Genomic DNA, 18,265 nt, shown 5'->3' with positions numbered 1-18,265 from the left:
CCTCCGGGGTGACGCACGGGCGGCTGCCGTTCGCGGGGCCCGCCACCGTCCTGGTGGGCGGGCCGCGTTCACCGCCCCTGGAGGGCGTCGCGCGCGGCCGTCGACTCGGCCAGCTTCTGGAACTCGCCCAGGTCGTAGTTGGCCAGCACCGAGTCCAGGTTGGTCAGGGCTCCCAGGTACTCCACGAAGCCACTGGGGTCGTACTCGATCTGCAGGGCCACCCGGCTGGAGGTGTCGTCGAGCCGGTGGAAGGTGACCACACCCGCGTGATGGACCCCTTCGACGGTCTTCCAGGCGATCCGGTCCTGGTGCACCACCTCGGTGAGTTCCGCGACGAAGCCCTTGTCGGCGCCGGGCAGGGACAGCTGCCACGAGAACCGGCGCTCGTCCATCGGATCGACCCGCCGCACATGGCTCAGGAACGTGGGCCACTGCGTCACATCGCTCCACAGATCCCAGGTGACGCTGATCGGTGCCTTGATATCGATGGTCTCGACGAGGGAGGAGGACACGGGGAACAACTCCTTCTTTGGTCGGTTTCGCCTCGAACCGGCGACTACCCGATAGTCGGCGGGACACGCGTGCACCACGCTCCCCCGGTCGCACCGTCCGGCACCCGGCGGCGGGCACGGCGGGAGGAACCGGCCCGCGACGCGGCCCGGGATCCGCCGCACCACGGAACGGGACCGCCGGTCCCGCACCTCCGCCATCGGCACGGTCACGTCCGTTCGCTACCAACGGTGTTCCGTCCTGATGCGGACGAACACGGTTGCTCCGCAACGGCGTGCCCGGGCAGGCCCACACTCCGGCGCACTCCGCCCGGTCCCTGGACGCCGCCCGAGCGCCGTTACGGTCCCGGCCCGCGCTTCCTAGAGTGGGACGGTTCGCCGCCGCGTTCCCCAGGGCCCCGGGTACGACGTACCGGACGCCCGGCGGTGGGACGGCGAGGAGACCGGCCGCAGGGAGGGTGCTCGTGAACAGCTACGACCAGATGATCCTTTCGGACGACCCGGTGCTGTTCCTGAGACTCGGAGGGGCCGGCACCGAGGTGTCCCCGGAGGGCCCGACGGCGACCTACCACGGCTTCCCCGGGCACACGCACCTCCCCAACGGCGATCCGGCGACCCTGTTCGACGGCACCGGCGGCCAGTACGTCGAAGTCCCGGACGGCGACGCCCTGTCCGTCTCCACCACGGGTGCGCTGACCATCGAGGCGTGGCTGCGCCCGGACGTGCTCGTCTTCCCCCGCACCGAGGGCTCCGGCTACGTCCACTGGCTCGGCAAGCTCACCTACGCCACCGTCAACCAGTGCGAGTGGGTCGCGCGCGTCTACTCCGCGGACAACACCGAGGGCCGGGCCAACCGTGTCTCCGGCTACGCCTTCAACCCGCCCGGCGGCCTGGGCGCGGGCTCGTACTTCCAGGATCCGCTCCGGCCCGGTGAGTGGATCCACTACGCCCTCGTCATCACCACCGCACCGGACGGCCCCGCCGTCCCCCCGGGGCAGACCAAGATCTACCGGGACGGCGTTCTGCGGGACCGCGACGCCCTCGCCGACTACGACATCGTCCCCGGCAACACCACCTCGCCCCTGCGCATCGGCAGTGCGGCGCTGCGTTCCTTCTTCCTCGGCGGGATCGGCAAGGTCGCGGTCTATCCGCGGGAACTGCCCGCGGAGCGCCTGGCGGAGCACCACACGGTCATGACGGCGACCTGAACACCGCCTGCGGGCACAGCCGGGTGCCCGTTCGCGCCCGGGTGCCCTTTCGCGGCCCGGTGTCCCCTCGCGGCCCGGGTGCCCTTTCGCGGCCCGGTGTCCCTCGCGGCCCGGGTGCCCGTTCGCGCCCGGGTGTCCTTTCGCGCCCGGGTGCCCCTTCGCGGCCCGGTGTCCCTTCGCGCCCGGTGGCCCCCAGGCCCCCTCGGGGTGCCCGTACGGATCCGCTCCCGACGACCCGCTCGGCAGCGGATCCGTACGGGCACCCACCTCGCACGCGTCTCACCACTCGTCTCGCACAGGGCCGGGAACGCGCTGTTCCGCGCCGGGCGGGAACGCCGCCACTCCCGGGCGAACACCTTCGGGCGGTACCCGTGCGGCCTGCCGGGGAGCGGCTCGCGTCGCACGGGCACGGGCGGTGCGCGGCCGATGAGAGCGGGCGGGGACAGCCCGGCGGTCAGGTGTCCGGACGGCCGAGAGGCAGCGCTACCTGTCCGGCCGGCCGGGCCGGTGCCGGGCGTCCCCCGCCTCCGCGTCCAGCACGTCCGCCGAGGTGCGCGGGCGATCGGTACCGGGGGCCGCCGCCGTCAGGCTGCCCAGGAGGGCGAGCGCGTGTGCGGAGGGGCTGCCGGGTTCCGCCCGGTAGACGACGAGCTGCTGGGCGGTGGCGCCGTTCACCGAGAGCGCCTGGAAGGCCAGGTGGAGCTCGCCGACGAGTGGGTGCTGGAAGCGTTTGGCCTCGCGGGTCTTGTGCCGTACGTCGTGTCGCGCCCAGAGCCGGCGGAACGGTTCGCTGCGCAGGCTCAGCTCACCCACCAGGTCGATGAGGCCCGGGTCGTCGGCACGGTCACCCGCCGAGGCGCGGAGTTCGGCGACGGTGTTCGCCGCGACCTGGTCCCAGTCGGCGTAGAACGCGCGGGCCTCCGGGTCCAGGAAGACCAGGCGGGCGAGGTCGTCGCTGTGGGCGTGGCCCGCGTACAGGGCCCGGCCCAGGTGGTTGTGCGCCAGTACGTTCAGATACGGGCCCAGCACGATCGCCGGGGTGTCCGCCCACGCGTCCATCGTGAGGAGCAGGCCCTCGTCCACACGCTCCCGGCGGGCGGACCCGGGACGGCGGGCGGGCGGGGCGGCCAGCCGCCCGAGGTGCGCGGTCGCCTCCTCGTCGAGCATCAGCACCCGTGCGAGCGCGCCCACGACCTGCGCGGACGGGTGGCGCTCACGGCCCTGTTCCAGGCGCGTGTAGTAGTCGGTGCTCATGCCCGCGAGCATCGCCACCTCCTCACGCCGCAGGCCCGGCACCCGGCGCCGGACACCGGGCGCCAGCCCCAGGTCCTGCGGCCGTACGAGCTGTCGGCGGGCCCGCAGGTACTGCCCGATCAGGTTCTCGTTGTCCGTGCGGTCCATGGGATCCACCGTAGGACGCCCCGGGCCGCCCAGGGGGGCCGTGCCACTCCTACGTTGAGGAGGCCCAGGTGAGAGGCGGCCTGGCAGGGGGCACACCGCCGCCCCACGGTGGGGTCATGACTTCTTCTTCGACCTCGTCCTCCGCCGCTTCCACCCCTGCCGCCCCCACCTCCGACCCCGGTCGCCCCCTCGCCGGACGCGTCGCCGTGGTGACGGGGGCCACCAGTGGGATCGGTGCCGCCGTCGCCCGGCGACTGGCGCTCGGCGGCGCGGGGGTCGCCCTGATGGGCCGCCGCGAGCAGAGGCTCACCGGACTCGCCGACGAACTGGGTGCGGACGCTCCCGGCCGGATCCTGCCGGTGGCCGTGGACCTCACCGACCCCGAGGCCCTCGCCCGCGCCACCTCGTCCGTGCACGCGGTACTCGGCCGGGTCGATCTGGTGGTGGCCAACGCCGGAGCGATGCTCGGCGCCCCCTTCGAGACCGCCGACACCGCCGAGTGGGACCGCATGCTCGACGTGAACCTGCGCGGCCTGCTGCGTACCGGCCGCGCGTTCGTGGACGACCTGCTCGGCTCGGCGGAGACCGGCCCGGCGGACCTCGTTCACATCGGCTCCATCGCCGGCCACAGCCTCTACCCCGACTGGTCCGTCTACAGCGCCACCAAGGCCGCGGTGGCCCACCTGACCCGCAACCTGCGGGCCGAGCTCGGACCGCGCGGCGTGCGGGTGCACACCGTCGAACCCGGCGTCACGGCGACCGAACTGGGGGACGACATGGCCGACGCGCAGATGCGTACCGCTCTGGAGCGGATGCGCACCGGCCTGCCCCCGCTGTCCGCCGGGGACATCGCCGAATCCGTGGCCTTCGCCGTGGCGGCCCCCGCCAACGTGAACATCGCCGAGATGGTCGTGGTCCCGGTGCGGCTCGGCTGAGCCCGGCCGGCACACGTGCGCCCTCGGCCCGGGAGGGCGCACGCGCACCGTGGCCGCTTCCGCTCCCGGCTACGGGGCGGGAGGGTGAGACGGCGTAGGCTCGTCCGCATGGTGCGGAGCACGGCGGAGGACGTCGACGGATACCTGGCCGAGGCCCCGGCGGAGCGCAGGGACGCCCTGAGCGACCTGCGGCGGCTGTGCCGCGCGGAGCTCAAGGGGTTCGACGAGGTGATGGCCTACGGCATGCCCGCGTACGAGCGGGACGGCGTCGCGGAAGTCGCGTTCGCGAGCCAGAAGCAGTACATCTCCTTCTACCTCATGCGCGGTGACGTACGGGAGGCGTTCGAGGAGCGGCTGGCCGGACAGGACATGGGCAAGGGCTGCCTGAGGTTCCGCAGGCCCGACACCATCGACCTCGACCTGGTGCGCGATCTGCTGAAGGCGACGGCGGCTTCACCGGGCACCGTCTGCTGACGACAGGTCAGGGGTGTGACGGCTCCCGTGCTCATCCTGAACGGAGAGAAGGACACCGTCTTCCGGTCCGGCGAGAGGGACTTCGCCCGTGCGCACCCGCACGCACGGATCGAGTTGGCCCCTCGGGCCCGGCATCTCGCGAACTTCGACGCCGCCGGACGCCTTCAGCGACGCGGTCCGCCGTTTCGCGCGGCAGCTGCCCGCCCACGGCTGAGGGCCAGGGGGGCGGATCCGGTCAGAGCGGCTTCAGCCGGTCGCGCAGGAGACAGAACTCGTTGCCCTCGGGGTCGGCCAGGACGTGCCAGCTCTCCTCTCCGCTCTGGCCGACGTCGACGGGAACGGCACCGAGGGCCAGCAGCCGAGCCAGCTCGGCGTCCTGGTCACGGTCGGTGGCGTTGACGTCGACGTGCAGCGGGAGTTTGCCGCTCCGGGGGTCGCGGCCCGCGTTGATCACGAGGGTCGGCTGTCCGCTGCCGGGTCCGGCGCCGGGCGGACCGATCTGGATGCTGCCGTCGTCCTCCCGGTCCAGCTCCACGTAGCCGAGGACGTCGCTCCAGAACGCGGCCAGCCGCCCCGGGTCCTCCGCGTCGATGACGATCTCGCTGATGCGGCATGCCATGCGGCAAGGATAGGCGCGCGTCCCGGTCCCTCGATGCGGAACGGTCCCCCGCAGATCCCCGTTCCGTTCGGACGGTCCCCCCGCCGTCGTCCTCCGGCCGGGCGCGGCCGGCGAGGAGCGGGAGGGGACGGCGTCAGGCGGCCGGGGCGGTGTTCACGTCGTGGTCAGCACGCGTCCTTCGGCGTCGAGCTCGACCACCGTGCCGGTGGTGCGCGCCCGTTCCGCGGCCCAGACGACGCGGTGTGTCGCCAGGCTCTCGGCGGCGTCGGAGAGCAGCAGTGAGGCGTCACCGGCGGCGACCGCGGCGAAGAAGGCGTCGGTCAGGGCCTCGTCGCCGCCGCCGTGGCCGTCTTCGGCCGAGGGCCCCGCGCTGCCCGCCGTCCCCGTCCGGGTGTCGACGGTCCGTTCGGATCCGTCGCGGAAGTCGACGAGCCGCATCGTCGTCCCGTCGCCGTCGATGAAACCGTGCGTGCCCATGAGACGGGTGTGCCGCTGTTCCATCGGGGTGAAGGCGCTCATGGTGAACGAGCAGGTGGCTCCGGAGTCGAACTCCATGCCGACGACCTGGTTGTCGACCACGTCGTTGTCACAGGCGTACGCGCAGCGCCCGTAGGGCCCCGTCCGCAGTGCCTCCAGCACGCCGGCCTCGGTGTGGTCGTCGGTCACGGCCGACAGCGGCCAGAACTCCTGGTCCGCGTCTCCGAGGCACCCCAGGTAGAGCCGCTTGGCCGAGTACGGGCAGCCGGCCTCCACGGGGCAGTCGAGGCAGCGGTCCGTCGCGCCGGGCGGCGCCTGGCCGGGCCGGAGATGGGTCAGGCTGCCGAAGGAGGTGACCCTCCGGGGAAGGCGTCCGAAGAGGTGGACCAGCCAGTCGAGGTCGTGGCAGGACTTGGTCAGCAGCATGGGCGCCGAGGTGCCCTCGGCGCGCCAGTTGCCCCGTACGAAGGAGTGGGCGTGGTGCCACCAGCCGACGGGCTCCAGGTGCTGGACGCTGACCAGACGGCCGATGGCGCCGCTGTCCAGCAGCTCTTTCAGACGCCGCGTGTACGACGTGTAGCGCAGTACGTGGCAGACGGCGAGCAGGATGCCGTTGCGCCGGGCCGCCTCCGCGATCGCCGACGCGTCCTCCTCGTCCGTCGCCATGGGCTTCTCCAGGAGGATGTGGTAGCCGAGATCGGCCATCGCCACCGCGGGTGCGACGTGCATCCGGTCCTGGGTGGCGATCACGCACGCGTCGGCCAGCTTCCCGGCCGCCGCGGCGTCGGTCCAGTCGGCGTACACCCGGTCCGGGGGCACCCCGAACTCCTCGGCCGCCCTGGCGCGGCGGCCGGGGTCGGGCTCGGCCACCGCGACCACCCGCCCCGCCCCCGTGGCCAGGGCGTGCCGCGCGTAGGTCATACCGCGGAGCCCGGCTCCGACGAGCACCGTCGTCACTTCGGACATGAGGTTCCTCCTCGTGGTTCACCGCCCCGCGTCTGCGGTGCGGGGCGGCGGTCGTCGGCTGTGCGGGGGTGGGGGCCGGCGTCGGCGGGCTCCCCGGACGGGCGGGGGCAGGTGGCCCGGTCGCCCGTGGGTACGGCGCCGGGTCAGTGGCCCAGCAGCGTCCGCAGCGAGGGTTGCAGCAGGTCGGCGTGCGCGGTCACCATCTCGTCGCAGAGGTCCCAGATGCGTTCGACCGGCAGGGCCGCGGCGGTGGCCGGGTCGGCCATGGCCGCCTGCCGGATGGACCGGGGGTCGTCCTCCAGGGCGGCGCGGACGACCAGCTCGTTCATGCTGAGGTAGCCGCGGTTGAGGGCGGCGAGCTGGGCGGGCAGCGGGCCGACGCGGGTGGGCTGCACCCCCAGCGCGTCGACCAGGCACGGCACTTCGACGGTCCCGGTCGAGGGGAGGTTGTCGATGAGCCCGTGGTTCGGGACGTTGCCGTAGATCGTGCGGGGTGTCCCGGTGACGATGCTGTGGATGAGCTGGGGGGCGTACTCCATCGTGCCCTCGACGTCGAGGGCGGATCCCGCGGCCAGTGTGTCGCGGGTCCGCTCGTAGGCCGCGATGTTCTCGTCCACGATGCCGAGGTAGGCGCCGACGGGGAGGCGCAGCCGGTCGATCTCGCTGTCGTGGTGCAGGTACCAGGGCACGTACTCGGAGGAGTGCTCACTGGTCTCGGTCGGGTAGTAGCCCAGTCGCCGGTACATGTCGACGCGCACCCGGCGGCGCAGCTCGGGGTCCTTCTCGATGAGGGAGTCGAGGCGGGGGTAGAGGTCGGCCCCGTCGTGCTCCAGCCGCAGGACCCATGCCTGGTGGTTGACCCCGGCGGCCCGGTAGACGACCTCCTCGTGCGGTACGCCGAGCAGGTCGGCGAGGTCGCGGACGGTCCAGTACACCGAGTGGCACAGTCCGACGACGCGCGTCAGCCCGGTGGCCCTGGTGAGGTACTGGATGTTCATCGCCATCGGGTTGGTGTAGTTCAGCAGCCAGGCGTCGGGGCACACCTCGGCGATGTCCTCGCCGAGTTCCTTGAGCAGGGGGAAGGTGCGCAGCGCGCGGAAGATCCCGCCGACGCCGAGAGTGTCGCCGATGGTCTGGCGCACGCCGTGGCGGGCGGGTATGTCGAAGTCGACGCGGGTCGATTCGCGCATGCCGACCTGGACGATGTTGATGACGAAGTCCGCGCCTTCGAGGGCGGCCCGCCGCTCGGCGTGGGCGGTGATGCGGGGGACGCCGCCGCCGTCGCCGGTCAGCCGGTCGGCGATCTGGCGTGCGGCTCCGTGCGCGGTGGCGAGGCGCTCCGCGTCGATGTCGTGCAGGGCGATGTGGGCGCCCTTGAGCTCCGGGAACACGAAGAGGTCGGCCAGGAGTCCCTGGGTGAACACGACGCTTCCCGCGCCGATGAACGCGATCTTGGGTGTGCTGTGGGTCATTTTCAGGAGTTCTTTCCGTTGCGGGCGACGGCCGTGCGGGCCTCGTCCCAGGTCGGCTGGGCCGGGGTGCCACCGTGTGCGCGGGTGGACAGGGCGCCGCAGGCTGCGGCGAATTCAAGGGCGTCGGGGAGTGGGAGGCCGCGCAGGAGCGCGGCGACGAATCCGGCGTCGAAGCTGTCTCCCGCGCCGACGGTGTCCAGGGGCCGGGCGGGGATCCCGGGGGTGCGGAGCAGGGTCGCGCCGTCGTGCAGGAGGGCGCCGTCGGCACCGTTCTTGACGACCACGCGGGGTCCGTGTGCGGCGAGTACGGCGGCTGCGGCGTCCAGGGTGCCGGCGGACCCGGCCGCCTCGTCCGCGGGGGCGGTGGCGCGGGCGAGGGCCAGCGCCTCCTGCGCGTTGGGCAGCAGGAAGTCGGTGACGGCGAGGGTCGCGGCGATTCCTCCGGCTCCGGGTGCCCAGGTGCCCGCGGGGTCGTCGTTGGTGTCGAGGGAGGTCGTGGCGCCGCACGCGCGCGCCGTCGCGAGCAGTTCGGGAAGCGCCTCGGCGAGCCGGGGCAGCAGGAAGTAGGAGGCGGCGTGCACGTGTCTGCTGCGGGTGAGCAGCGTCTCGGGGACGTCCTCGGGCCCGCCGGCGGAGAGGGTGCCGGGCGACGTGAGGATCGCGCGGTCGCCGTCCGCCCGGGTCACGACCACCGTGAGCGGTGTCGGCAGGACGGGATCGACGCGGAGGGCTTCGGTGTCGACCCCGCGGGCGGTCAGGGCGCTACGGACGAAGCGTCCGGCCTCGTCGTCGCCGACCCGTCCGGCGAAGGCGACCTTGAGCCCGAGGCGGGCGGCGCCGCAGGCCATGATGGCGCCGGACCCGCCGAGGGTGAGCAGGCCGGTGTCGACGAGTTGTTCGCGCTGTCCGAAGGCCGGCGGTGTGTCGAGGGGGCCGATGACGATGTCGGGGTTGACGTCCCCGATGACGAGCAGGTCGAAAGTGTGCTGCATGCTGCTTCCTGTGATCGCGGACTCCGGGTGGCGGAGCGCGGTGGGTGGCGGGAGCCGGGCGGGGTGTCGGGGGCGGAGCTCCGGTGGTCCGCGGCGCCCCGGCTCAGCCCTTGATGCCGCTGGAGGTGATGGACTGGATGAAGGACTTCTGCGCGAGGAGGAACGCGAGGAGGACGGGCAGCACGGTGATCACGTTCCCCGCCATGACGGCGGACCAGCGGGTGTGGTGCTGCCCCTGGAAGGTCGTCAGTCCGAGCTGAAGGGTGTACTGCGTGTCGTGGTTGATGGCGATCAGCGGCCAGGTCAGGTCGTTCCAGGTGGTCAGGAACGTCAGGACGGCCACGGTGCTCAGGGCCGGTTTCGAGAGCGGCAGGATGACGAGGAACAAAACCCGGAGCCGGGAACAGCCGTCGATCCAGGCCGCTTCCTCCAGCTCTCTCGGCAGGGAGAGGAAGAACTGGCGGAACAGGAACACGGCGAAGGGCGTGACCAGTGAGGGGACGATCAGCGCGCCCAGGGTGTCGATGAGCCCGAGCTGCTTCATCACCAGGAACGTGGGGATCATGGTGAGTTGGAAGGGGATGGCCATCGTGGCCAGCATCAGCCCCAGCAGGAGGCGGGAGCCGACGAACCGCATCCGGGCGAACGCGTATCCGCCGAGGGCGCCCAGCAGCAGGTTGGAGGCCACGGCGGCGACCGAGACGATCAGCGAGTTGGCGAACCAGCGCGGGAACATCGCGTTGCCGAGCACGTAGCGGTAGCCGCCCGGATCGATCCCCGACGGCCACAGGGCCGGTGGGAAGCGGTTGATCTCGGCGTCGCTCATCACGGAGCTGAGGAGCAGCCAGATCAGCGGGATCGCGAAGACCAGGGCGAGCGGGGCCAGCAGCAGGTGCCAGGCGCTGAACGGGAGCCGGATCCGGCCGCGCCGGGGGCTGCCCGACCGCCGCGCCGAGGAGGGGAAGGGGGGACGGGACGTGGTGACGCTCATCGTGCGGCTCCTTCGGGGCGGCGGATCCCGCGCGATCGGCCCCGGACGGCCCGTACGAGGCGCGGGACGGCGAAGACGAGGAACAGGACGACCGCCAGCGCGTAGGCCGCCGCGGCGCCGTAGCCGGCGGTGAAGTTCTTGAACGCCTGCTCCCAGATGAAGTAGACGATCACCGTGGTGGAGCCGAGCGGTCCGCCCTTGGTCGTGACGTACACCAGGTCGAAGACCTGGAGGGCGTTGATGGTCTGCCACAGCAGCAGGAAGGTGAGGACGGGGGCGAGCGCGGGCAGGATGACGTGCCGCAGCAGGTGCCACCGCCCGGCCCCGTCGAGCCGGGCCGCCTCGATCAGCGAGGGAGGTACGTCCTGCAGGGCGGCGAGGATGACCACTACGCAGAAGCCGGTTCCGCTCCACAGGGAGATCGCGACGAGCACGGGCAGTGCCTGGCCGGGGTCCGTGAGGAAGCCCTGGGGGGACACTCCGAGCTTGTGCAGTACGGAGTTGGCGACCCCGAACTCCGGGTCGAGGACGAAGGAGAACAGCACCCCCTGCGCCGTCGCCGAGATGACGAACGGCACGAAGATCAGCGTGCGGTAGAGGCCCACCAGCCGGATACGCCGGTTCAGCACGAGGGCGAGGGCGAGCCCCAGGCCGATGCTCAGCGGCACGTACAGCACGGTGTAGAGGATCGTGTTGCGCACGGCCTGGCCGAAGTGCGGGTCCTGCACCAGGGCGCGGTAGTTGCCGAGGCCGACCCAGCGGCTGGGGGTGACCAGGTCGTCGGCCCGGAAGGACAGCAGCAGGGACCAGGCGACGGGGACGACGCTCAGGCCCAGGATGATCAGGACCGAGGGCGAGACGAAGAGCCAGGCGGTCGCCTGTTCGCCGCGCAGACGGCGCTGCCAGGGTCCGGGCGGTGGCCGTCTCGGTGTGCCGCCGGGCGTGGCACCGCTCGTGAGGTCGTCACCGCGCTCGGCATCGCCGTTGTCCGCGCGGGTGTGGTGGTGGCGCTCCGCGAGCGTGAGCGGGGCGGGCAGACGCGGCATCGTTTTCCTCTCAACGCGGTATGAGCAGGGCGGCGTTGGCCTCGTCCGCGCAGGTGCGCAGGGCCTTGACGGGGGTACTCCGGCCGAGGAGTACGGAGGAGATGGCTCGTCCGAGCGCCTGCGAGATCTGTGGGTAGGCCGCGTGCACGGGACGTACGCGCGCCGATTCCAGGGCCTTGGTGAACACCGGCAGCCCGGTGGTGCCGGCCTCCTGCGCCTGCCAGGCGGGCAGTGCCTGTGTGGCGCGGCTCAGCGGCAGGCTGCCCGCCTGGACGTCCCAGCGCACGTCCTGCGCGGGTTTCGACAGCCAGGACACGAAGGTGCGTGCCGCCTCGACGCGTGCCGGGCCGTTGTCGAACACGGTCCAGGTGTCGGGCCCCGAGATGGTCATCGGCCTGCCGCTGTAGCTGGGCAGCGGAACGACGTGGTAGTCGATCTCCGCCTGCTGGATGTCGGGCAGCTGCCACGGTCCGGTGACGGCCATGCCCATCCGGCCGGACATGAAGACCTGGTACATCTGCTCGCTGCCCGGCTTGGGATCGACGTAGACGCTTCCGTCCTTCGCGAGCGCCGCCACCGTCTCCAGCGCCCGTGCGCCGACGTCCGCGAACCCGATCCGCTTGCCGTCCTCGCTGACGACGTCACCCCCCAGGTCCCACACCATGGGCCACAGGCGCCACACCGTGTCCTCGTCGCCCACTCCGGGCCAGCCGGTGCCGAACCTGCCGCTGCCGCCGGCGGTCAGCTTCGCGGCCGTCTCCACGAACTCGTCCCAGGTCCAGCCGGGGCGCGGAAGCGGCAGGCCGATGTCGTCGAAGAGCTTCTTGTTGCAGACGACGGCAAGCGCGTCGAGCAGGGCGGGGGCGGCCCGTACCTGCCCGTTGAGTGTGACGGCCTCGCGTGCGGGGTCCCAGAAGTCGTTCCAGGAGCCCGAGCGCATCGTGTCGGTCAGGTCCACCACCGACGGGCTGCGCGCGACGCTGGCCAGGTCCGAGCCGAAGATGTAGGCGACGTCGGGGAAGGAGCCGGAGGCCAGTGCCGCGGTGATCTTCTGGAGCATCGCGTCCGCCAGCACACCGCCACCGGGATCGACGCGGATACCGGGGTGGGTGCGGTTGAACTCCGCGACCAGCTTCTCGACGGCGGCGCGGCCGGTGTCCGTCTGCCCGTGCCAGAGTTCGACGACGACCCGCCCGTCGGCCCCGATGCCGTCGTCGGCACCGCCGCCGCAGCCGGGCAGGGCCGCCATGGCGCCGACGGCCAGACCCGTGCCGCGCAGCAGAGCGGTCCGGCGGGTGAGTCCGGCGGTCACGCCGGAGGTACGAGGTGTTCGGGCCATCTGGGCTCCCATGGGAATGCGCGGTGCGGCACGGGATGTCACGCCGGGCGTCGACGGCGCGGCGGAGGATGTGCTGTGGGTGGGTACCGGGAGGCGTGGTGCACGGCTGGAGCGTGCAGGACGCGTCGGGAAGCTCCGTGCGGGGCGCGGGGGAAGACACGCCCCCCGCACGGAGTCTGAAGTACGCCGAACCGGTCGGGGCGGGTCAGTGCACCGGCCCCCGGAATCGGCTCAGCAGGTCTTGCGGACGTACTTGCTGCTGCCCGGGGCGCTGACGTCGACGTCGCGCAGAACGACGCTGAGCCGGCTGCCGAAGGCGGCGCACGTGGCCTTGAAGGCCGACGCCTTGTACTCGATCACGATGACGTTGTCACCGAATCCCTCGGTGTAGTCACCGCACTCGTCCCACTCGCCGCACTCCTCGGCGACGGCGAAGTCGAGGCCCGTCTCGGCGCGGGAGAGCGAGAACTCCGAGGTGTTCTTCTGTGCGATGGCCAGGCCCTTCTGGTGGGCGTGGTCGGCGAGCAGCCTGACGAACGCCTTCGCGTTCGCCTTGCTGATCAGGTCGGTCCGGGAGAACGTGTCGAGGTTGTCGGGCTCGACGGCCTTGAAGCCCTTGGTCGCGCACGTGTCGATCCAGGCGTTCACCTTGGCGGCGATCCGCTGGCGCTTGGCGTCGGTCCTGATGTCCAGGATCGCCTCGCCCCAGCCGTCGTCGTACACGACGTTGCCCTTGGCGTCCCGCAGCAGCAGGTCGCCCCACTCGTTCTCGGCTCCCGGCTGGGCCTGGAAGGCGTTGACGTAACAGATGTTGTAGAGGCCCGCCGCGGGCGAGGCGGTGTGGTCACGGCTGACGACCTTCACCCCGGAGGGTGGGGTGTACGGCTCCCCGATCTGGTAGTCGAAGTTGGCGTGCGTGGGCGGAACGGTGACCGCCTGGGTCGCGCCGCTCGCGGTGGAGGAGAGGAACAGGGGGGTGATCAGTGCCGCTGCCGCGGCGACTGCCACAGGAACCCGTCCGTAGGACCGGACGCGGTTGATGAGGGACATCTGGAGCTCCCGAAGGGTGGGGGGTACGTCCCCGCCTCGGACCCCGCGAAGTGCGTGGATCCTGGCGACTCAGTCCGGACTGACGGCGCGGGGACCGCGATACCGGTTGGGCGTACCTCTGGCGCCGAGTGCTCAACTCCGGCGTTGGATGGAGTAAAGCGAGCCGTGATCCGCATGTCAACAGGTCACAACTGACCAGCTTGCCGCGACGGGTGACGCACGGGCGGGCCACGGCACCCCCTGGTGGGAGGGCCGGTACCCGTGATCGACGGGCGTGACCGGGGGTACGCCGCGCGGTGCGGGGCGCGCACACCTCGGGCGGCTCGGCACCGGCCCGCTGTTCCTCCGTCAGATGTGTGCCCCGCTCCCCCGGCGCGATGACCCGGCCGGAATCGCACACCTCGGGGAAACGCGCCCGAGACACCGCGGACAGCCGCGCCGCGGACCTCGGAGCGGGGCACGTCGTGGCGGCGGGCGGAACGCGGCACCGCCTCCCGGCCGTGCCGTCGGGGCCGCGCCGCCCGCGAGGGGCGGCCCCGGACGTGGGTGTCCGCGCTGCCGGAACACCGGGCCGGGTCCGACAACCGGTGCCGGACATCGGCACCGCTCCCGGTCGGCCGTCGTATACGGTTCTCCTCCCACACAGCTGTGGCCGAGGGGGCGAAACGGCCGGACACACCCTTGTGCCACGGCCGACGGCCCACGGCCCTGTCCCGGGCGGGGCGTCCTCGGCGGCGGGCCCTCAGTGCGGTGCCGGTACCGGGTCAAGGGCGTTGCCGACGGAGCAGCCGGCCTCTCCGGGCATCCGCTGCGCCCGGGGCGGGACCCACACCGCCGTGTCGCCGGGCCCCACCCGTGCGAGCAGGCAGTCCTGCGCGTCGTAACCGTTGCCCTGGAGCGACAGGAGCACGCCGACCCTGCCGCCGTCCGACTCGACCTGGCTGCGGATCGCCGGATGCAGGTCGAGGGCGGCGAGCGTACGGCGCACCTCGGCCTCGTCCGCACGCCCGCCCCGCGGCACCCGGGGAAGCTTCGCGCGGAGCTCTTCGTAGGGCAGCTCCGGCGGTTCGGGTGGCGGGGCGAAGACCAGCGGGGGCCCGTCCGGGCAGTCCGCGTCACGGGGTTCCTCGTCCCACTCCGACCTGGGCGACACGCGCACCGTGAAGCAGCGGCGCACCGCGACCTCCTCGGCGTCGAAGCCCTTGGTGTACGCCGTGCCGGAGGTGCGGACCAGCACGTCGATGCCATGCCCTTCGTGCGTCGAGGTACCGGTCACCCGCAGTACCTCCACCCCGTCGATGCCGGAGGCGGAACGCCCGACATCCTCCGCCGTGCGCGGGCGCTGGCCGTAGAGCCGCTCCCCCGCCGTCCTGGCCACCTCCCGTGCGGCGTCCGCCGCCTCCTCCTCGGGGGACGGCACCAGCCCGCAGCCCAGGGTGAGCAGCAGCGGCGTGACGAACAGCAGCAGTCGGCGCATGGGCCCCACCCTTCCGGCACCCGTGTGCGGCGGGCATCGGTTCGCGTACTCGGACCGGCCGAGGCGATCGTACTCGGTCCGCACGGCGGGCCGGGGACGAACAACCGTGCGGTGCGGGCCCGTTGAGGATCGCGGCCGCTCACTCGCGGAGGGCGACGGACTCAAGCACGGTGTGCGCACCGGGCCGTGGCGCACCGGGGAACTCCGGTCCCGTCGCCACCGATTGCCGCACCCCAGCGGTTGTCGTGGACGGCCTTTGCCCTGACGATGGGGAGGGTATGCCGCCACGGACGGGAGGCCAACTTGACGGACCCCTGGGTGGCTCTGGCCGCCGACGCGAATCCCGGTGCCCGGCTCGGTGAACTGCACCGCGCGCACCAGGTGTTCACCTCCGACGGACGGCTGGAGAAGCCGGTGCGCTCCGTGGTGGGCCAGTCGTGGCGCCGCTCCGCGCAGGCACGGGTCAGCCCGGACGGCGCGGCGCTGGTGGAGCTCCGCGCGGACGAACTCGGCCCCTACCGGGACGCGCACCCCCTGGCGCGCGTCATGCCGGTGATCCGCGAACTCATGACCGCCTACGCCGTGGACGGCGGGCATCTGCTCGCGGTCTGCGACGCGCACGGCCGGCTGCTGTGGGTCGAGGGACACGCACGGGCCCGCAGGCGCGCGGAGCGGATGAACTTCGTGGAGGGAGCCCGCTGGGCGGAGTCGGAGGCCGGGACGAACGCCCCCGGTACGGCGCTCGCGGTGGACCGCCCGGTCCAGGTGTTCGCCGCCGAGCACTTCCTCAGGCCGGTCCAGCAGTGGACGTGCGCGGCCGCCCCGCTGCACGACCCGCTCACGGGCCGGGTCCTCGGCGCCGTCGACATCACCGGCGGGAACGGGCTCGCGCATCCACACAGCCTGGCGTTCGTCCAGGCGGTGGCGCGCGCCGCCGAGTCCCAGCTCGCACTCGCCGCACCGCCGCCCGCCGCCGGATCGGCTCGGCTCTCCGCGCTCGGGAGGGACGAGGCGCTCCTCGTGCTGGACGGGCGCCGGATCCGGCTCAGCCGACGCCACAGCGAGATCCTGCTGGCACTGGCCCTCCACCCGGAGGGCCTCGGCGGTGACGAGCTGCTGATCGAGGTGTACGAGGACGAGTGCGTCCCGGCGGTGACGTTGCGGGCCGAACTCGCCCGGCTGCGGCGGCTCCTGGGGCCCGAGCTGCTGCACTCGCGTCCGTACCGGCTCGGCGCGCGGGTGGAGTCCGACTTCGACACCGTCGTACGCAGGCTGGAGTCCGGGGCGGTGTCGGCGGCGCTCGGCGCGTACACCGGTCCCCTGCTGCCGCGTTCGCAGGCACCGGCGGTGGTCCGGCTGCGGCACCGGATCGCCGGACAGCTGCGGGCCGCCCTCATCGCCCGGGCTGATCCGGGGCTGCTCTCGGACTGGGCGTACAGCCCGTGGGGCGCGGAGGACCTCGCCGTCTGGCGGGCCCTCGCGGCGGCGGCTCCCCCGGAACGGCGTCCGGCGCTCCTGGCCAGGGCGCGGGTGCTCGACGCGGAGCAGCGCGCGTAGGCCGTCCCTTCGCAGCGGCCCGTGCAACGGCGTCGCAACGTCGCGCCGCCTAGCCTCACGCCGAGTGCCGTCCAACGGCGGGCGGCACCGGATCCGGGAGGCCACAGAGATGACCCGTTACGCCGCGCCGGGCACCGAGGGCGCCATCGTCTCGTACGAGTCCCGCTACGACCACTGGATCGGTGGCGCCTACGTCCCGCCGGCCCGTGGCCAGTACTTCGAGAACCCGAGCCCCGTCAACGGCCGCCCCTTCACCGAGATCGCCCGGGGCACCGAGGACGACGTGGAGCGCGCCCTGGACGCCGCGCACGCGGCGGCCCCGGCCTGGGGCGCCGTGTCGGCCGGTGACCGTGCGGTCGTCCTGAACCGGATCGCCGACCGCATGGAGGAGCATCTGGAGGAGCTGGCGGTCGCCGAGAGCTGGGAGAACGGCAAGCCGGTCCGCGAGACGCTGGCCGCGGACATCCCGCTGGCCATCGACCACTTCCGCTACTTCGCGGGTGCGCTGCGCGCCCAGGAGGGCTCGCTGAGCGAGCTCGACGACGACACCGTCGCGTACCACTTCCACGAGCCGCTGGGTGTGGTGGCCCAGATCATCCCGTGGAACTTCCCGATCCTGATGGCGGTCTGGAAGCTCGCCCCCGCGCTGGCCGCCGGGAACGCGGTGGTCCTCAAGCCGGCCGAGCAGACCCCCGCGTCGATCCACGTGTGGATGAGCCTGGTCGCCGACCTGCTGCCGCCGGGCGTGGTCAACATCCTCAACGGGTTCGGCGCGGAGGCGGGCAAGCCGCTCGCCTCCAGCCCGCGCGTCGCGAAGATCGCCTTCACGGGCGAGACCACGACGGGGCGCCTGATCATGCGGTACGCCTCGGAGAACCTCAAGCCCGTCACCCTGGAGCTGGGCGGCAAGTCGCCGAACCTCTTCTTCGACGACGTATGGGCGCTGGACGACGACTTCCGTGACAAGGCGCTCGAGGGGTTCACCATGTTCGCCCTCAACCAGGGCGAGGTGTGCACCTGTCCGTCGCGGGCGCTGATCCAGCGGGGACACTACAGCGAGTTCCTCGAGGCGGGCATCGCGCGGACCGAACAGATCGTGCCGGGGCACCCGTTGGACACCGACACGATGATCGGCGCGCAGGCCTCCGACGAACAGCTGAAGAAGATCCTCTCGTACCTGGAGATCGGCCAGCAGGAGGGGGCGAAGATCCTGACGGGGGGTCAGCGGGTGGAGCACGGGGGTGAACTGGAGGGCGGCTTCTACGTCCAGCCGACGATCTTCGAGGGTGACAACCGTATGCGGGTCTTCCAGGAGGAGATCTTCGGCCCGGTGGTCGCCGTGACGTCCTTCTCGGACTTCGACGAGGGCATCAGGACGGCGAACGACACGCTGTACGGACTCGGCGCGGGCGTGTGGACCCGGGACACCAACACCGCGTACCGGGCGGGCCGTGCCATCAAGGCGGGCAGGGTCTGGACGAACTGCTACCACGCCTATCCGGCGCACGCCGCTTTCGGCGGATACAAGCAGTCGGGAATCGGCAGGGAGAACCACAAGATGATGCTGGAGCACTACCAGCAGACGAAGAACCTTCTGGTGTCGTACTCGCCGAAGAAGCTGGGCTTCTTCTAGACGCCGCAAAGGGGCGCCTGACCAGGTGTTTCACCGGTCAGGCGCCCTCCCTGAGCGCGTCCGGGGCCGGGGTGGGGTGCGGGGCGGCTTCCGCTGTCTCCCGCTGCCGGCCCGTCCTC

16 protein-coding genes and 1 pseudogene are annotated in these 18,265 nt (G+C 72.4%); 6 read left to right on the top strand and 11 right to left on the bottom strand.

All coding sequences use genetic code 11. From position 1 onward, the window contains the following. Positions 1–68: 68 nt before the first annotated feature. Positions 69–512 (bottom strand): SRPBCC family protein, encoded by a 444-nt coding sequence (locus ACFVS9_RS27130; RefSeq protein ID WP_389936285.1) that lies wholly within the window; start codon positions 510–512, stop codon positions 69–71. A gap of 461 nt (positions 513–973) precedes the next feature. Here ACFVS9_RS27130 and ACFVS9_RS27125 point away from each other — a divergent pair, with 461 nt between their 5' ends. Next, positions 974–1,717: a LamG-like jellyroll fold domain-containing protein gene (locus ACFVS9_RS27125; protein WP_383114627.1), complete on the top strand. Its 744-nt coding sequence runs from the start codon at positions 974–976 to the stop codon at positions 1,715–1,717. Between the two features lie 483 nt (positions 1,718–2,200). On the opposite strand, the gene ACFVS9_RS27120 is transcribed toward ACFVS9_RS27125, so the two are convergent. Next, on the bottom strand, positions 2,201–3,118 hold the full coding sequence (locus tag ACFVS9_RS27120; protein WP_389936282.1) for a helix-turn-helix transcriptional regulator: 918 nt from the start codon (positions 3,116–3,118) through the stop codon (positions 2,201–2,203). A gap of 116 nt (positions 3,119–3,234) precedes the next feature. On the opposite strand from ACFVS9_RS27120, the gene ACFVS9_RS27115 reads away from it, so the two are divergent. The 3 genes and pseudogenes from ACFVS9_RS27115 to ACFVS9_RS27105 all read left to right on the top strand — a co-directional run. Continuing rightward, positions 3,235–4,053: an SDR family oxidoreductase gene (locus ACFVS9_RS27115; protein WP_389936279.1), complete on the top strand. Its 819-nt coding sequence runs from the start codon at positions 3,235–3,237 to the stop codon at positions 4,051–4,053. Between the two features lie 108 nt (positions 4,054–4,161). After that, a complete protein-coding gene (locus ACFVS9_RS27110; protein ID WP_383114630.1) occupies positions 4,162–4,527 on the top strand; it encodes an iron chaperone in 366 nt (121 codons plus the stop codon). A 6-nt stretch (positions 4,528–4,533) separates the two neighbouring features. Then, a pseudogene (locus ACFVS9_RS27105) lies at positions 4,534–4,741 on the top strand (alpha/beta fold hydrolase); the annotation flags it as partial. Between the two features lie 21 nt (positions 4,742–4,762). On the opposite strand, the gene ACFVS9_RS27100 reads toward ACFVS9_RS27105, so the two are convergent. The 9 genes from ACFVS9_RS27100 to ACFVS9_RS27060 all read right to left on the bottom strand — a co-directional run bounded on the left by ACFVS9_RS27100 (position 4,763) and on the right by ACFVS9_RS27060 (position 14,956). Beyond that, the gene (locus ACFVS9_RS27100; RefSeq protein WP_389936276.1) at positions 4,763–5,146 is read right to left on the bottom strand and encodes a VOC family protein; all 384 of its coding nucleotides are present in this window, start codon (positions 5,144–5,146) and stop codon (positions 4,763–4,765) included. Positions 5,147–5,299: 153 nt separating this feature from the next. After that, the gene (locus ACFVS9_RS27095) at positions 5,300–6,589 is read right to left on the bottom strand and encodes a Gfo/Idh/MocA family protein (protein ID WP_389936272.1); all 1,290 of its coding nucleotides are present in this window, start codon (positions 6,587–6,589) and stop codon (positions 5,300–5,302) included. A gap of 143 nt (positions 6,590–6,732) precedes the next feature. After that, the gene (locus ACFVS9_RS27090) at positions 6,733–8,061 is read right to left on the bottom strand and encodes an alpha-glucosidase/alpha-galactosidase (RefSeq protein ID WP_383114641.1); all 1,329 of its coding nucleotides are present in this window, start codon (positions 8,059–8,061) and stop codon (positions 6,733–6,735) included. A 2-nt stretch (positions 8,062–8,063) separates the two neighbouring features. Further along, a complete protein-coding gene (locus ACFVS9_RS27085; protein ID WP_389936269.1) occupies positions 8,064–9,053 on the bottom strand; it encodes a carbohydrate kinase family protein in 990 nt (329 codons plus the stop codon). Between the two features lie 103 nt (positions 9,054–9,156). After that, a complete protein-coding gene (locus ACFVS9_RS27080; RefSeq protein WP_389936267.1) occupies positions 9,157–10,044 on the bottom strand; it encodes a carbohydrate ABC transporter permease in 888 nt (295 codons plus the stop codon). After that, positions 10,041–11,090 (bottom strand): carbohydrate ABC transporter permease, encoded by a 1,050-nt coding sequence (locus ACFVS9_RS27075; RefSeq protein WP_389936264.1) that lies wholly within the window; start codon positions 11,088–11,090, stop codon positions 10,041–10,043. The genes ACFVS9_RS27080 and ACFVS9_RS27075 overlap by 4 nt, the downstream gene beginning before the upstream one ends. Positions 11,091–11,100: 10 nt before the next feature. Beyond that, positions 11,101–12,429 carry an ABC transporter substrate-binding protein gene (locus tag ACFVS9_RS27070; protein WP_383114645.1) on the bottom strand — a complete coding sequence of 443 codons (1,329 nt, stop codon included), beginning with the start codon at positions 12,427–12,429 and terminating at the stop codon, positions 11,101–11,103. A 231-nt stretch (positions 12,430–12,660) separates the two neighbouring features. Further along, positions 12,661–13,479: an endo alpha-1,4 polygalactosaminidase gene (locus ACFVS9_RS27065; RefSeq protein ID WP_383114646.1), complete on the bottom strand. Its 819-nt coding sequence runs from the start codon at positions 13,477–13,479 to the stop codon at positions 12,661–12,663. A gap of 742 nt (positions 13,480–14,221) precedes the next feature. Then, positions 14,222–14,956, bottom strand: coding sequence for a translation initiation factor IF-2 (locus ACFVS9_RS27060; protein WP_383114647.1), 735 nt, complete (start codon positions 14,954–14,956; stop codon positions 14,222–14,224). Positions 14,957–15,259: 303 nt separating this feature from the next. Between ACFVS9_RS27060 and ACFVS9_RS27055 the strand changes: the two genes are divergently transcribed. Together ACFVS9_RS27055 and ACFVS9_RS27050 are read left to right on the top strand one after the other, a co-directional pair. Further along, positions 15,260–16,513, top strand: a complete 1,254-nt coding sequence (locus ACFVS9_RS27055) for a GAF domain-containing protein (protein WP_389936260.1) — start codon at positions 15,260–15,262, stop codon at positions 16,511–16,513. Between the two features lie 109 nt (positions 16,514–16,622). After that, positions 16,623–18,146: an aldehyde dehydrogenase family protein gene (locus ACFVS9_RS27050; RefSeq protein ID WP_389936257.1), complete on the top strand. Its 1,524-nt coding sequence runs from the start codon at positions 16,623–16,625 to the stop codon at positions 18,144–18,146. Positions 18,147–18,265 lie beyond the last annotated feature (119 nt).

This window comes from Streptomyces sp. NPDC058008, assembly GCF_042886395.1.
Taxonomy (GTDB): Bacteria; Actinomycetota; Actinomycetes; order Streptomycetales; family Streptomycetaceae; genus Streptomyces.
The sequence above is the reverse complement of the archived record's forward strand: the minus strand, read 5'-3'. Positions and strand labels throughout refer to the sequence as shown.